This window comes from Aurantiacibacter sp. MUD61 (genome assembly GCF_027912455.1).
Lineage (GTDB): Bacteria > Pseudomonadota > Alphaproteobacteria > Sphingomonadales > Sphingomonadaceae > Alteraurantiacibacter.
Genome location: NZ_CP115446.1, coordinates 517,092 through 531,894, shown reverse-complemented (window position 1 = coordinate 531,894; position 14,803 = coordinate 517,092). Strand labels below are relative to the sequence as shown.

Below are 14,803 nucleotides of genomic sequence, written 5' to 3'. Positions count from 1 at the left end.
GTCTTCTGCCCCGGCCTTTTGTGCGATTCGCGTGTATTTGCGCCGCAGAAAGCGGCCTTTCCGGACGCTCTGTTTCTCGATGGCTATAGAATGGCGGATACGCTTGGCCAGATGGCGCGGCATGTTCTGGCGCTGGCTGATGAGCGGGGTGCAGACACTCTGGAACTGTTCGGCCATTCAATGGGCGGGCGTGTCGCAGCCGAAGTCCTTCGCATCGCGCCCGACCGCGTCACCCGCCTCGCGCTCGCATCCAGCGGCCTCAACCCTGCCGTTCCGGGCGAAGCAGAAAAGCGCGAGGCAATGCAGCGCATTGGCTATGAGCAGGGGTATGAGGCGCTGGTCGACCGCTGGATGGGTGTCCTGCTGTCCAAAGACGAGGCGGATGCTCCTTATGCCGATGATCTCCGCGCAATGTGCATTGCGCAGGGGCAGGCCGTGTTCGACGCGCATAACAAGGCCCTGCTTGCTCGCCCGCCGTTTGCCGATGTGCTGAGCGACTTCACCGGTCCGGTGCTCAGCATCACGGGGGAGCATGATCGCATGGCCCCACCTGCCGAGCATGAAGCGATTGCCGACCATGCGCCGATCTCCGAATTCCTCGTGATCGAAAGCGCAGGCCATCTGATTACTCTTCAGCGCGCAGAGGAGGTCAACACGGCCATTGCCCGCTGGCTCGCATAGAGCGCGCCGGTGGTTTTGCTTGCAAGGCAGCGGCTTGCTGCGGCACAAGTCCAGCCATGATAAAGCGGATCGCCATTCTCATCGCCGCCTTGCTGGCATTCCCGGCGCAGGCTCTCGCCAACGATCTCGAAGGCGTGTGGGCGCTGAAGATAGACGATGCCGTGATATTCCTGTTCGAGCTGGATCAGGCAGAGGACGGAACATGGGGTGGGCGCTGGACGAGGCCCGCCGAATTCGGAACCAATGGGGCGGTATTTGCACGGATGAGCGGATCGACCACGCTGGAGGCAGCCGGCGGAGCCGAACGCGAGGGCGCGGTGCGGTTGGTCTTCCGCGAGCGAGGCCAATCAAACGTCTTCCAGTTCGAACAGACCGGCGAGCACCAGGTGCGCATGACCTATGTCGATACGCCGCTCGAGCCATTCCCGCTGATCCGCGTCCCGCCAGGAACCGCCATCGGCCCCTTTGAAGATGGTCGCATTTACGACCGCGACAATGCGGTGATCGAAGAGCCTTACGTAGAACCCGCACCCGCTCCGGAATCTGAGACTTTCGAAGACGTCGAGGCGAGCGATCTCGCAGAGGAGAGCGCTGCTCTTGATGAGAGGGATGAGCCGACTGACGACAGCGGTCTTGGCGATGACTTTCTGAGCGATCTCGACGCAGAGCCTGCTGCAGTTGAAGCGGACCCGGTTGAGGATGTCCTTTCCGGCGATGAGATGACAGAAGAGCGCGCATGCGCTGATCTGCAGGGCGAAACCCCGCCGAGTGTCGCTGAGCTCGATGACCTGTGGGGCGATGATTACGAACAGATCGGCAGCGGGCTCGATATTCGCGAATATACGCTGAGCAATGGTGATACTGCCCGCGTGACGATCCTGGGTGAGCGCATTTACGTAAACCGCTGCGGTGCGGAAGGCTGATCGGCCATCGGGGCAGCGCCGGAACGCCTGCATCATTCGCGCTTTCTTGTTGCAGGGCCATGCGCCGTGTAATTCCCTTTTTGTTCGGACAATCCATCATGAAACGCCTGTTGCTGGCCAGCACCGCCGCGATTTTCGCCGCCTTCCCCGCTGCCGCGCAGGATGAAGGGCAGGATCGAGAGACACCCGAGAGGGACGATCCTTGTCCTTCCATGCCCGAGGAATATGCCGGGATCGATGACTGCCATCTTGGCAGTACGGCTCGTGATCAACTTGATGCCCAGCCTGTCACGGTTGTCGATCAGATCGTGGTGCTCGGCGAGGGTTTGCCCGAGACGCCTGCCGCGCCTGCATATTCCACCATCGTTATTGATCGCGATGCGCTGCCATCAACAGGTAGCGGGCGGCTGGAAGATGCCCTGTCCAGCGTCGCGGGCTTCCAGCAATTTCGCCGGTCGGATAGCCGCGCGGCCAATCCGAGCGCACAAGGCGCAACCCTTCGCGCGCTAGGCGGCAATGCGACAAGCCGCGCGCTCGTCTTGCTCGATGGCGTGCCGATTTCGGATCCCTTCTTCGGGTATATCCCTTTCAGCTCGATCGGCCCCGAACAGTTGAGCGCAATCCGGGTGACGCGCGGTGGCGGCTCCGGTCCATTCGGCGCGGGCGCTCTCGCAGGCACGATCCGCATGCAAAGCGCAGGCGCGGATACGCTCGGCCTTTTCAACGCCAGCGCGCTGGTCAACCATCGTGGCGGCACCGAGCTGTCTGCAAGCCTCGCGCCGCAAATTGGTGATGGCTTTGCCGTAATCCACGGTCGCTGGGATCGCGGAGACGGTTTCTTCACCACGCCCGAGAACCAGCGCGTTCCAGCCTCCAGCAGGGCCAATTATGAATCCTGGTCGCTCGGTGGGCGCATAGTGCAGCCGCTGGGCGATGATCTTGAGATTCAGGCACGAGTGCTCGCTTTCGACGACAATCGCACGCTGCGCTTCGATGGCGCGGACAACTCCTCTGAAGGTCAGGACATCGCCCTGAGGCTTGTCAGCCGTGGGGATTGGGAAATCGACGTTCTCGGCTATGCCCAGTGGCGCAATTTCACCAATGTCGTGATTTCCTCGACGCGGTTTGTGCGTGTGCTCGATCAGAAGGACACGCCTGCGACCGGCCTTGGCGGCAAGATTGAAGTGCGTCCTCCGGTCGGCGGCGGGCACACGCTGCGCTTCGGTGCCGATTATCGCCGCAGCGAGGGAGAGCTGTTCGAGGATTCCTATTCGGCCTTCACCGGCGCCTTGCGCGAGAACCGCTTTGCTGGCGGCGTGAACACCGACCTCGGCCTGTTTGTGGAGGATGATTGGGTGGTCGGCGATCTCCTCCTCACCGGCGGCCTGCGCGCGGACCGATACACCATCGGTGATGGCTTCTATCGCGCACTGGCAGCGGACGGAACGGTGCTGCGCGACGATGAATTCGCCGACCGCGCCGACTGGGAAGTGACCTGGCGCGCCGGCGCGCTTTACGCGCTCAGCGAAGCGGTGGAAGTTCGCGGAGCCGTCTATTCGGGTTTCCGCCTGCCGACCTTGAATGAACTTTACCGGCCCTTCGTGGTCTTCCCCGTCGTGACCCAAGCCAATGAATCGCTTGAGCCCGAGCGGCTCGAGGGCTGGGAGTTGGGCGTGGATGTTTTCCCGGCACCCGAAGTTTTTCTCTCCCTCACCTATTTCGACAATCAGGTGGAAGGCGCGATTGCGAATGTGACGCTGGAGCCCACCCTGCGCCAGCGCCGCAATCTGGATGCCATCGACGCGCAGGGCCTCGAATTTGCGGCGAGCGTGCGGCGCGGTCCATTCAGTCTGAACGGGACGCTAGCCTACACAGATGCAGAGGTGGTCGGCACGGGCTCGGCAGCCATCCTCGACGGCAACCGCCCACCGCAAACGCCCGAATTCTCAGCCAGTGTCACCGCCGCCTATGCCTTTATGACCGACGGCCGGATTTCCGCCACTCTGCGCCACGTCGGCTCGCAATTCGAAGGCGATCAGGAGAACGACCTGCTCCACGCCGCAACGACGATCGACTTGTTTGCGCAGGTCCCCATCGTAGATCAGCTGTCTTTCACTTTGCGCGCCGAAAACCTTCTCAATGAGGAAATCGTCACCCGCAACCAGGGCGGCAGTATCGATCTGGGTGTCCCGCGGACCGTGTGGATTGGCCTGCGCTGGGGATTCTAGGAAAAGGGGGAAACGATCATGTGGTGGGCAGCAATTAGGAGCAATCTTTCGCGGCTCCTAAAATTCTCGGGTAGAGAATCGAAACAGTCGTTCTGGCTGTATGTCTCTGGTGTTGCCATCGTAGTAATTGGTGGCGGAATGCTCGCTTTTATGCCGCTCATGGCGGAAAGCATGGCCAGAATGCAGGAGTTTGCCGAAGCTAATCCAGATAAGGCGACAATTCGTAGCGGACCTGATCATTATTCAATCACCGTTGAAGGGCATCATCCCGAATTGATGCCAGATACGAACCTCATTTTCGCTTGGTTGGTGACCTTTTTCGGTCTGGCATTCATTCTTTTGGCTGCAGCAGTGGCACGGCGTCTCCATGATCGTGGTATGCGTGGGTTCTGGGGTTTTCTGCCGGTGCCCTTCATCATCTTTTCAACCGTATCCATGCGCCAATACTTCGGGTCGGAAAACAATGACATGACACAGTTCCTCGCAATTTTTGCGAGCAACTTTCTCTATATGCTGTCTCTTGCAGTCTTGTGCATTCTGCTCGCTGGAAAAGGTGATCCCGAAACTAACAGTTTTGGCGATGCGCCTGATTAATCGAGGCCAATCACCATCCGGTGATCGAGCTCCAGCCACTTTGCCAGATTGGCGAGTTCTGACTCCACACTGTCTGCCATCAGGTAAGCGCGGCTTTCGTCGAAGCGCAGGACGAGCGTATCGTCCTTCCGCCGCAATGCGCTGCCGGTGAGCGAAATGCGTGTGCCGGCACCGATTTTGCGGCAAAGGCGATTGGCGAGGCCCCAGGCTGACGCGCGGTGGAGCTGCTTTTCGCTCGCCATCCTGGTGTATTCATCGACGATTTTTGGGGAGCCGCAACTCGCACGAAGGCATTGCGCGATCATCGCGCGGCCGGTGTGATCGAGCCCCAGCCAGCGTTTCTCGAGTGCCCAGTCCACCGAGTGGGCGAGCCGCAAGTTCGGCTCGACCCGCGCGGCAGCCTGCGTGAGCAGGGTCGCTGCCAGGCGGATACGCTCACTGCCACGATTGCGCCCGTCGACAGCCTCCGCCGTCCATGCTGCGGTGAGAGTGGCATTGGTGATGTCTGCCCCGCGCGGGGTCGCGAAGTGGGTGATGGCAGAGAGCAGCGGGTCTTGTTGGCGCGCAACGTCGCTCAGCCGCTCAAACAGCAATCCTTCGCGAATGCCCCAGGCGGAGATGACAAGCGCCTCAGGCTGCAATTCGGCAATCATCACGCGTAACATTGCAGCGGCATCGGGGAGGCCTGACGCGCGGCTCGACGAAATGCCGGAGATGGATGTCAGGTCATCGGGATCGGATTCGGAAAGTTCGGCGGCGATTGCGTCCGCCTCTTGTGGGGTCATGCAAAAGGCTTGCGGGTCGGTCAGCGGATAATCCTGCTTGTGCATGGCGTAGCTCGCGAGTGCTCGCCACGTTCCACCGACGAGGTAGAGATTACCGTCCTGCTCTTTCGCCCACTTCGCATCGGCAAGATTCGCTGTGATTGCTTCATCGAAGCTGGCATCGCCATCGGCCCTCAGCGCGGGCAGGCGCAAAGTGCCGAGCGGCAGGCTGATGCCATCGTGACATGCGTTGTCTTCGACCGCGACGAGCTCAAGACTGCCGCCGCCAAGATCCGCCACAATTCCGCGAGCGCCGGGAAATGCGCCGATGACGCCAAAGGCAGAAGTGGTCGCCTCTTCCACCCCGGAAAGCACGCGGGGATTGATGCCAAGCGCGCGGACTTTCTCGATAAACTCCGGGCCGTTTTCTGCTTCGCGCGCGGCGGCGGTTGCCACTGCGGCCACATCCGTAACGCCCAGATCGTCGATAATGGCGGCAAAGCGTTTGAGGCCTGACAACGCCAGATCTTCCGCTTCCTGCGGAATTCGGCCAGTGGCGGTCAGGTCACGACCAAGACGCGCGGTGACCTTTTCATTGAGCCAAACGTTCGAAGCGCGGGGCGGACCGGAATAGATAACAAGGCGTACGGTGTTGGAGCCGATGTCGATGACAGCCCTGTCAGGCCGCTCTATCATCTGTGTGCCCCGCTTCCCCCTCATTGCGATCACTGCGTCTCTTTGCGCAATGTGAGTTTGGGGACGCCGCCCTGTTTCAGCGCTTCGCCGCGCCCGCTTAAGGATGGGTTTGTCATGAAGTATTCGTGGCAGTTGAAACCCTCTGCGTCACGCTCCACACGCTCGTAATCCCCCGTCTCGCCATCGAGCAGCCAGCTCTGCTGGGTATCGAGCAAATTGGCGAGAAGCACCTGATCAAGAACCTGATCGTGCACCGTAGGATTGATGATTGGCACAAGAGCTTCAACCCGGCGGTGCAGATTGCGTTCCATCAGGTCCGCGCTGGAGATGTAGACCTTGGCCTTGTCACTCGGCATCGGTTCGCCATTACCAAAGGCGTAAATCCGACTGTGCTCGAGGAAACGGCCGATGATGGATTTGACGGAGATATTCTCGGACAGGCCCGGCACGCCTGGTCGCAGGCAACAGATGCCGCGCACCACAAGCACGATATCGACTCCCGCCTGACTGGCTTCGTATAGCTTGTCGATCATCGCCTCTTCGGTGAGCGAATTCATCTTCGCCCAGATCGTCGCCGGCTTGCCTTCGCGCGCCAGGGCGATTTCGTGATCGATATGCTCCATGATTCTGTCGTCCAGCGTCAGCGGACTGATGGCAAGGCGCTCCATGCTCTGCGGTTCGACATAGCCGGTGACGAAATTGAACAGTTTCGCGGCATCGCGCCCAAGCGCAGGATCGGCGGTGAAATAGGACAGGTCGGTATAAATGCGCGCGGTGACGGGGTGATAATTGCCGGTGCCGAAGTGGCAGTAGGTACGGATACCATCATCCTCCTTGCGCACGACCATGCTCACCTTGGCGTGAGTCTTCATGTCGATGAAGCCGTAGATCACCTGCACCCCGGCGCGCTCCAGCTCACCTGCCCATTTGAGGTTTTGTTCCTCGTCAAAGCGGGCCTTCAGCTCGACCACAGCGGTCACCGACTTTCCCGCTTCGGCAGCTTCGATCAGCGCATTGATGAGCGTCGGCTGATTGCCCGCGCGATAGAGCGTCTGCTTGATGGAGACCACTTTGGGATCGGCTGCGGCCTGGCGCAGGAAATCGACAACTACTTCGAAACTCTCGTAAGGGTGGTGGATGATGATGTCCTTGGCTCCAAGGGCCGCGAACAAATCTCCATCATGTTCGAGCACGCGTTCGGGATAGCGCGGCGAGTAGCTGGGGAATTTGAGATCGGGCCGCTCTTCCTCGACCACTTCGGACAGGCCGGAAATGCCAAGCATCCCTTCGGTCGTGGCGATGGCGGCCTGGCTCAGGCCCAGTTTTTCGCGCAGCAATTCCTCGGCTTCGGGATCGAAGCTTTCGTCGATCTCCAGCATGATGACCTGGCCGCGACGACGGCGCTGGATGGCGCTGCGGAACAGGCGGACGAGGTCCTCCGCCTCCTCTTCAATCTCGATATCGCTATCGCGCAGCACGCGGAACACACCGTCACCCAGCACGTCGAAGCCGGGGAACAGGATATCGGCATAGCGGCACACGAGCCGTTCGATCGCGACATAGATCGCTTCCTCGCCCGGAATGCGGATGAACCGCGGCAGAGCACTGGGGATCAGCACCATTTCGATGAGCCTGCCGCCGGTGCCGTGCCGCTTCAGATTGAAAAGCGCACCGATCCCGCCATTCGCCACGAAGGGGAAGGGGTGCGCCGGGTCGAGCGCTTGCGGCGTGATGACCGGCATGATGTGATCGAGGAAATATGCGCGCAGCCAGCTTTCCGCTTCATCATCGATCCGGTCTTCGCCGGTGATATGTATGCCTTCTTCCTCAAGCAGCGGCCTTAGCGTGGCGAGTGCCTGCTGCTGCTTCTGCTCCAGCTCATCCACTCGCGCATTGATCGCGCTTAATTGCTGGCGGGGAGTGCGGCCATCGATGCTGGTTTCCGAAACGCCGCTGCGTACCTGCCCGATCAGGCCGGCGACGCGGATCATCATGAATTCGTCGAGGTTGCTTCCCGAAATCGACAGGAAGCGAAGCCGTTCGAGCAGCGGGTAAGCCTCATTATTGGCTTCTTCGAGCACGCGATCGTTGAACGCCAGCCATGACAACTCACGGTTGAAATAGCGGTCTTCCGCGCTCGTCGGCGCGCTGGTCGTCTCGCCATCATTGGCAGCGGTTGGGGTAAGGTTCGGATCGCTCGCCATAGGTGTCATGTGGCGCGTCTATCGTCGCTGCGCAAGACAGCAGCGCGCCGGGTCACAATTGAGCGTGTCAGGCCCAGCTGTCCGCCAGTTTGTGCGCTTCGGCAATCGCACTGATCCCGCGTTTGCCATTGGTGCGATCGAGCTGCACGATCACATCGATGACACTCGCGGCATAGGCGATCGTGTCCGATCGGGTGAGGCCGATGCCGGTCTGCATGACCATCAGGCTCAACTGCTCGAGTGCGCCGCGCAGCGAATTGGCGTGGATGGTCGAGAAACTGCCCGGGTGGCCGGTGTTGATGGCCCGCAGGAAGCTGACGCTTTCCGCGCCGCGCAGCTCGCCAAGCACGATCCGGTCGGGTCGCAAGCGCAGGGCCGATTGCAGCAGCTCATTGGCCGTGACTTTCGCTTCGCCAAGCTCGCCTTTGACGGCAACTAGGCCCACGCCATTGGCACCCGGTATTTTTAGCTCGGGCGTATCCTCAACCAGCACAACGCGCTCATCGCGGGGTATTTCAGCCAACATCGCGTTGAGGAAGGTGGTCTTGCCGGTGCTCGTGCCGCCGGAAATTAGGATCGTTTTGCGCGCCTTGATGGCAGCGCGGAGGAAAGCGATCGGCTCGGCCTGCGCATCGGGCAGTTCCGGCTGCTGGGGCGGTGCGAGCGCGCCTGCATCATAAGCGTCCAATGTCAGGTCGAGCCTGCGGTGACGGCGGATGGCCATGGCCCAGTGCTTGCGCGTGGCAGGTGGTCCGCAAAACTGGATGCGGGCGCCATCGGGCAATGTCGCGCCGAGCAGGGGATGCTCGCGATTGATGCCCTGATGGCTAATGCGTGCGACCTGTTCGGCGAGGCGCTGCACCAGCTTGTCGTCAATCGCGGTAAGCTCGATGCGTTGCATCGGACCCGGCACCGCGGCGTCCTCCACCCACATTTCGCCCGGCTTGTTGACGAGGATTTCGGTAACCGTGTCCCGCTCCAGCCATTCGCGAAACGGCGCGAGATAGGCGTCGAGATAGACCGAACCACCCGCGGCGAGGGGCTGGTCTGCGACGGGCGTTACGCCCGCCTCGCTGCCAAGATCGTATACCTCTGCGCTCATCCCGGATCCTGCCTTCAGCGAACCGCTGGCGCAGAGCCGAAGTCGAGATCACGCGCGGTGTAAACGCGGATCGGCTCACCCATGCGGACGCGAATGGTCGGAGGGCGCTGACCGTCCTGCTGGAGGGCGGTGCTCGCTGCGCTCTGCCCGCCACCGAGAACGACCGAGGCTCCGCCGCTCGCCACGGTGGTCAGCCCGCCGATGACTGACAGCAGCATGGCTGAGCCGAAGCGACTGAAGAAGTGGTTGTTGACGTCGCCTTCCAGACCCGCAGTGCCATCGAAGGATGTTGCAGGGCTGCGCAATTGCACCGACACGCCATCGGGGCGGATCACCCGCTCCCAGATCACATAGGCACGGCGCTGGCCTGCCTGCAGGCCGGACTGATATTGTCCGACAAGGCGGCTCGAGCGCGGAATAAGCACGCGCGCACCATCGTGGCTGCGCACATCCTGGCTCACCACCGCGCGGACATATCCCGGTACATCGGTGTTGATCGCGGTTTCGAGGATTGCGGGGATCATCGTTCCCTGCGTCACCGTGGTTGCCGGATTGAAATCTTGCGTTGCGCTGGCCGGACCGCCGCCAACGCCGCCGATACGCGCGGCAAATTCCCCAGCGCCGCCAGCGCCCGGGACGGTGCCGGTATCGGCTGCCGCCGGGACGGCTGCTCCTGCAGGAACTCCGGCCCCGTTTGCTGCCGGAGCGGCGCTGCCGTCGAATACCAGGGCGGGGGAGTTATACGGATTGCCAGCCGGAGCGGGCGAACCAACAAAGCCGGGGCCAGGCGCGGGGGCCAGCACGGCGCCGGGTGCTGCCACCGGCGCGGGAACCTCTGCCGCAACGGCATTGGCGCTCGGCAGACCATCAGTGGGTGTTCCACCAACCATCACCGGAGGCGGTGCTGCTTGATCCACTTGTCCAGCGGCTTGCGCATTCTCGTCCTCGAGGCGGCTAGAACTGAGCCCCCAGAGAACTGCTGCGCCCAAAAGCCCGACGAAGCCGATGCCTGCAGCAAGGCCCAGCGCGTCGGAACGCGGGTTGCGATTGGCGACGACCGGATAGCTCGTCCGGCTCGCCAGATCGATGACTTCCGTGTCCATCGCTTCGCGCGGATCGGTGTCGGTTCCAGTGCCTTTTTCGGGCATTCGCATGGCGAGTTTCATGGCATCTGTTCCCTTCAGTCCCGATCCGTTTCGGTGCGTGCGGTGCCGTCCGCCAGATAGGCGCCTGCAAGCCCAAGATTGACGAGGCGTGCTTCATCATCGCCCGATCGCAGGATGATTTCTCCGGGCACGAGGTCGAGGACGATCGTGTCCCCGCGCACGGCATAATTCACAGGGCCTTCGTTACCGTCACGGTCCATCAACAGGATGGCCGGGAGTGCGCGGTCCTCCGGCCAGTTGAGGAATGTGGCGCGGCCATTGTCGTAAATCTCGGCAGGCACGAGGGCAGCGGTGCCGGTGCTCGACCACGCGAAATTGAGGTCCGCCGGATCAAGCACCGCCAGATCGTCATTCGCCGCAGCCATTTCCAAAGCATTGGCCGACGGGAGCGGCGTCATCGCCATCCCCGTTTCATCCTCCGGCACCAGCTCCTCAGGATAGGTGAAAGTGAGGATATAAAGCGGCGTGCGATTGCCCGGATTGGCGACCAGATCGAAAAGATAGGTGTGGCGATTGGTCACCACCGTCATATTGGTTGCAGCACGCGGCTCCAGCGGCTTGACGAAGAGCAAATTGGCGCTGCGGCTGGGCGTCACCTGCCAAGTGGCGGAATTGCCGACTGCGACATTCTCGATCCGCTCGCCTTCGCCGAATTGGATCGTCGTCTGCACATTGGTGCGGCCTTCGATGCGCACGACCTGGGTGGGATCGTAAAGCCGCTCCATCAGGCGCGGATCCTGGGCTTGGACATCAGGCGCTGCGAGCGTAGTGAAGGCCAGTGCTGCTGCGATGCTGCAAGACAGGGCGCGGAACATCAGATTTTCTCCGTGGAGCGATTGGGCGCGGATTTGAAGCGGCTGCCGATGCCGCGGGCGCGCGAAGGGGCTGAACTGGTGGGGCCATCGCTGGTGCCGGATGGGCCACCTGAAACGATGCGCGTTTCTCTCACGCTGGTGCTGCTTGAGCCGGGATCGTTGGCAGGCAGCGGCGTGGTCGACGCGACGCGGATGGCGCGGCGCGAAGGGGATCCTGTCTCGCCAGCGCGGTCCTGCGCGCGGGTGCTGGCGATTGCGGCAGAGATTGCCTGCGGAGTGCTCGCAGCGGCTGCGACATTTGCAGCGCGATCGGCAGCGCGTTCAGGGTTGGCAAAGCCGAATACCGTCCAGCCAGACACCATGGTCGAAAGGACTTTAAGCACCATAAACATGAGCGCCAGATGCACCGCGCCTATCATGAAGAAGGCCATGGCTGGCCGCACGTCGATCTCGCCGGGTGTGGTCGCGAGGCTGGACAGGACTGGCACTGCGAGCTCGAGCATCAGCGATCCGCCGAGCACTGCGAAGAGCGGGGCGAGCGCCATAAGCACGACAGCCTTGAGCCAACCAGTAAACAGGCCGCGCGTGCTTTCAAACAAGGCTGTCAGGATGAAAATCGGGCCTAGACCCATCAGAATAGCGAGCGCGATCTTGGTCGTCGCCAGCACGCCGACTGTGCCCAGCAGAAGCATGGTGCCGCCCGACCAGAGCAGGCCCGGTGGCGAGAAGATCGAGGTGTTCGCATCCATCGCATCGCCCCCCGACGCCTCCATCAGCGCCAGCATCACGGCATCCAGCTTGTCGGCGAAAATCGTGGTGGCGGAGCCATCGGTTCCCATCAGCGCGGTGGCGATCGAGTCCGGGCCCCAAACGAAGAGATTGTAGAAGAAAATCTGGAATACGAACCAGCTGGTCGCGAAGGTCACCACGGCTACCAGCGTCACCATTTTGGGCGTCAGCGAAGCCACGCCGATGCGGGTGCGCCCGGTGATCAGCGCATAGCCCAGCAGCGCGACGAAAATGGTCAGGACAGCGGTGAGAGTCGGGCCAAGGAAGCCGCCTTCAGCGAAGAGGTTGTTGAACGTCGCTTCGCTCATGGCATTGGCAGCGCAGTCGACGCCGCGCAGGGACGCGCCGATACCGGCGCCGACCTCTTCCATCTGGCGCTGGCATGCTGCTGTCACACTGCCAAGGGTGGAGCTCACTCGGCTGCCTCCCTCTTGTCGGGGGTGTCAGGGCCGGGCCACGGCGTGTTGGTAAGTTCGGGATACCATTGCGCAGGCGCATCACCCAGATTGCCGCGCAGGTGGTCGAGCCGTCGCACACTGCTTTCGCGGCCCGACAGGATAGTCAGCACTTCGGGCGCATTCGACAGGTCGAGCCGCACGACAACGCTCGCATCGGGCTGGCGGACAAGGAAGCAGCGGCTATGGGCGGGCAAGGTGCGGATGAGCGCCAGTTCGTGCTCGGTCAGGCCGAAACCGTCGCAATAATCCTCTGCCCGCGCCTTGGCATTGGGCATGAACAGCATCGTGGCGGTCTGTTCGACGAGCGCGGTCGAAATCTTGCTGTCGAGAGCATCGCGCGCACTCTGCGTGGCAAAGCCGACCAGCGCGTTGCGTTTCCGCAGAGTCTTGAGCCAATCGCGGATGCGCGCGGCGAAGACTTCATCGTCCAGCGCTTTCCAGCCTTCATCGATCAGGATCATCGTCGGCTGTCCGTCGAGCCGTTCGTCGATGCGATGGAACAGGTACATCATGACCGGGGTGCGCAGCTTGGGATTTTCTAGCAGCGCAGTCATGTCGAAACCCATCACCCGGGTTTCGAGATCGAGGTTGTCGGTGGCGTTATCGAACAGCCAGCCATGCTCGCCATCGTCGATCCAGGCGGAGAGGCGGTCTGCCAGATCGCCCGGTTCAGGGCGGCGGCTGCCAGAGACCAGTTCCTTGAAGTGGCGCAGGCGGCGCAGCGAGCTGTCATTCGCATAGGCCGCATCGACCGCAGCCGCGATGGTCGCGCTTTCCTCCGGGCCCTGTGCGTTCAGCAGGACGGAAAGCCAATCGCGCAGGAAGCCTCGATTGACCGGCGTATCGGGCAGGGCGAGCGGATTGAAGCCGGTCGGCTGGCCAGACGAGATGCGGTCATAATTGCCGCCGATACCGCGAATGAACAGTTCCGCGCCGCGATCCTTGTCGAACAGGACTGTGCGAGGGCGGAACTTCTGTGCCTGCGCGGCGAGGAAATTCATCACCACCGTTTTGCCCGAACCCGACGGGCCGATGACCGAGAAATTGCCCAGGTCGCCATTATGGAAGTTGAAGAAGAACGGCGTGGAGCTGGTCGTCTGCAACAGGGTGACGGCATCGCCCCAGTGATTGCCCTCGGCCTGCCCCAGCGCGAAGCCGTGGAAGCTGCCGAAGCTCGCCATATTGGCGGTCGAAATCATCGCGCGGCGCACGAGATATTGCTCATTGCCCGGGAACTGGCCCCAGAAAGCGGGCTCCAGATTGGTATCCTCACGTAAGGCAATCGCGCCGGTGTCGGCGAGGCTTGCAGCGATCGAGGCGGTCGCATCATCCAGCCGCACAAGATCACGCTCGCGCACGAGGACGGAAAGGTGGTGATCGCCAAAGGCCACGCTGCCAGCGCCCAGCTCATCGCGCGCGGCCATCATGTCTCCGCGTTCGGCCTGCGCTTCTTCATCGGCGCTGCGGAGGCGGCGGATGGCGAGGTCGATGCGTTCGCGCGCACTCTGGCGTTCCTGCGGCGCAAAGCTTTCGGTCACCACCATTTCATAAGGCAGGCGCAGCATCGCATCGAGGAGGCCGGGGCTGGTCGCGTCCGGGTAATCCTTCAGGCTCAGGATGGAGGCAAAGTCGACACCGCCCGCACCGCGCAATTCCATGGCATCGAGGCCAAAGCTCGCGCGGCGATAGGGGAGCATGTCGCCGATATCGACTTCAGGGTCGGGGCGGCGCACGGGGCGCATTTCGCCATTGTAGAGCGCGGAGAGCAGCTCCAGCAGCTCATTATTCGTATGGCCCGAATTGCCGGTGTAATCGCCAAGCGGCTGCGCATCATATTCGCCCAAGCTGGCTGTCAGCGCTTGGATCGCACTGCGTAAGGAACGCAGGTCCTTCACGTCGATTTCTTCGGCTTCCGTCGGGGTGCGGCGGAAGAATTTGCGCGCCCGCTCGACAAAGCCCGCCTTGCCGCGCGCGGGGCGGCGGACCAAAGTGATGAACTGATCGTTCACGAACAGCGATCCGGACGTCAGCTTCTGCCGCCAGCGCCGGTCGATGTGGGCAGATAGCGGATCGGGAAATTCCGCGTCCAGCTCCACGCTCACCCGGCGGCGGATGACGTGGTGATACATGACGAACCGCGCATCGAGATTGCTGCGCAGCATCACTTCGCGCGTTGCCGCATGGGCATTCAGCGCTTCGGTATCTTCGGTTTCGAACAGCAGGCCAGGGACCTGCAGTGCCGCCATCAGCGATCCATCGCGCAGCAGCATGACGCCGGGCTCCACCAGCTGCGCATATGGCAGGCGATCGCCGGCATGCGCTTCCTTGGCGCTCCACGCGGCGGCTCCCAGCCAGTTCTTGGGCCCTGTGCCCGTCATGTCTC

11 protein-coding genes are annotated in these 14,803 nt (G+C 62.1%); 4 read left to right on the top strand and 7 right to left on the bottom strand.

The window, feature by feature from the left end; genetic code table 11:
* Positions 1-90: 90 nt before the first annotated feature.
* The 4 genes from O2N64_RS02515 (at position 91) to O2N64_RS02500 (ending at position 4,426) form a co-directional block, all read left to right on the top strand.
* Positions 91-681, top strand: a complete 591-nt coding sequence (locus tag O2N64_RS02515; protein ID WP_271078718.1) for an alpha/beta fold hydrolase — start codon at positions 91-93, stop codon at positions 679-681.
* A 56-nt stretch (positions 682-737) separates the two neighbouring features.
* Entirely contained in the window at positions 738-1,604 is an 867-nt protein-coding gene (locus O2N64_RS02510) for a hypothetical protein (RefSeq protein ID WP_271078717.1), read from the top strand.
* 98 nt (positions 1,605-1,702) lie between these two features.
* The gene (locus O2N64_RS02505) at positions 1,703-3,832 is read left to right on the top strand and encodes a TonB-dependent receptor plug domain-containing protein (protein WP_271078716.1); all 2,130 of its coding nucleotides are present in this window, start codon (positions 1,703-1,705) and stop codon (positions 3,830-3,832) included.
* 18 nt (positions 3,833-3,850) lie between these two features.
* Entirely contained in the window at positions 3,851-4,426 is a 576-nt protein-coding gene (locus O2N64_RS02500) for a DUF805 domain-containing protein (protein ID WP_271078715.1), read from the top strand.
* On the opposite strand, the gene O2N64_RS02495 is transcribed toward O2N64_RS02500, so the two are convergent.
* From O2N64_RS02495 to O2N64_RS02465, 7 genes are all read right to left on the bottom strand, one after another.
* A complete protein-coding gene (locus tag O2N64_RS02495; RefSeq protein ID WP_271078714.1) occupies positions 4,423-5,910 on the bottom strand; it encodes a Ppx/GppA family phosphatase in 1,488 nt (495 codons plus the stop codon). The genes O2N64_RS02500 and O2N64_RS02495 overlap by 4 nt on opposite strands.
* 5 nt (positions 5,911-5,915) lie before the next feature.
* Positions 5,916-8,090 carry an RNA degradosome polyphosphate kinase gene (locus O2N64_RS02490; protein ID WP_271078713.1) on the bottom strand — a complete coding sequence of 725 codons (2,175 nt, stop codon included), beginning with the start codon at positions 8,088-8,090 and terminating at the stop codon, positions 5,916-5,918.
* A 67-nt stretch (positions 8,091-8,157) separates the two neighbouring features.
* Positions 8,158-9,192 carry a P-type DNA transfer ATPase VirB11 gene (virB11, locus tag O2N64_RS02485; RefSeq protein ID WP_271078712.1) on the bottom strand — a complete coding sequence of 345 codons (1,035 nt, stop codon included), beginning with the start codon at positions 9,190-9,192 and terminating at the stop codon, positions 8,158-8,160.
* Positions 9,193-9,206: 14 nt separating this feature from the next.
* The gene (locus O2N64_RS02480) at positions 9,207-10,358 is read right to left on the bottom strand and encodes a TrbI/VirB10 family protein (RefSeq protein ID WP_271078711.1); all 1,152 of its coding nucleotides are present in this window, start codon (positions 10,356-10,358) and stop codon (positions 9,207-9,209) included.
* A 14-nt stretch (positions 10,359-10,372) separates the two neighbouring features.
* A complete protein-coding gene (locus tag O2N64_RS02475; protein ID WP_271078710.1) occupies positions 10,373-11,173 on the bottom strand; it encodes a TrbG/VirB9 family P-type conjugative transfer protein in 801 nt (266 codons plus the stop codon).
* Positions 11,173-12,378, bottom strand: a complete 1,206-nt coding sequence (locus O2N64_RS02470; RefSeq protein ID WP_271078709.1) for a type IV secretion system protein — start codon at positions 12,376-12,378, stop codon at positions 11,173-11,175. Before O2N64_RS02470 ends, O2N64_RS02475 begins: the two co-directional genes overlap by 1 nt.
* Positions 12,375-14,798, bottom strand: coding sequence for a VirB4 family type IV secretion/conjugal transfer ATPase (locus O2N64_RS02465; RefSeq protein WP_271078708.1), 2,424 nt, complete (start codon positions 14,796-14,798; stop codon positions 12,375-12,377). Before O2N64_RS02465 ends, O2N64_RS02470 begins: the two co-directional genes overlap by 4 nt.
* Positions 14,799-14,803 lie beyond the last annotated feature (5 nt).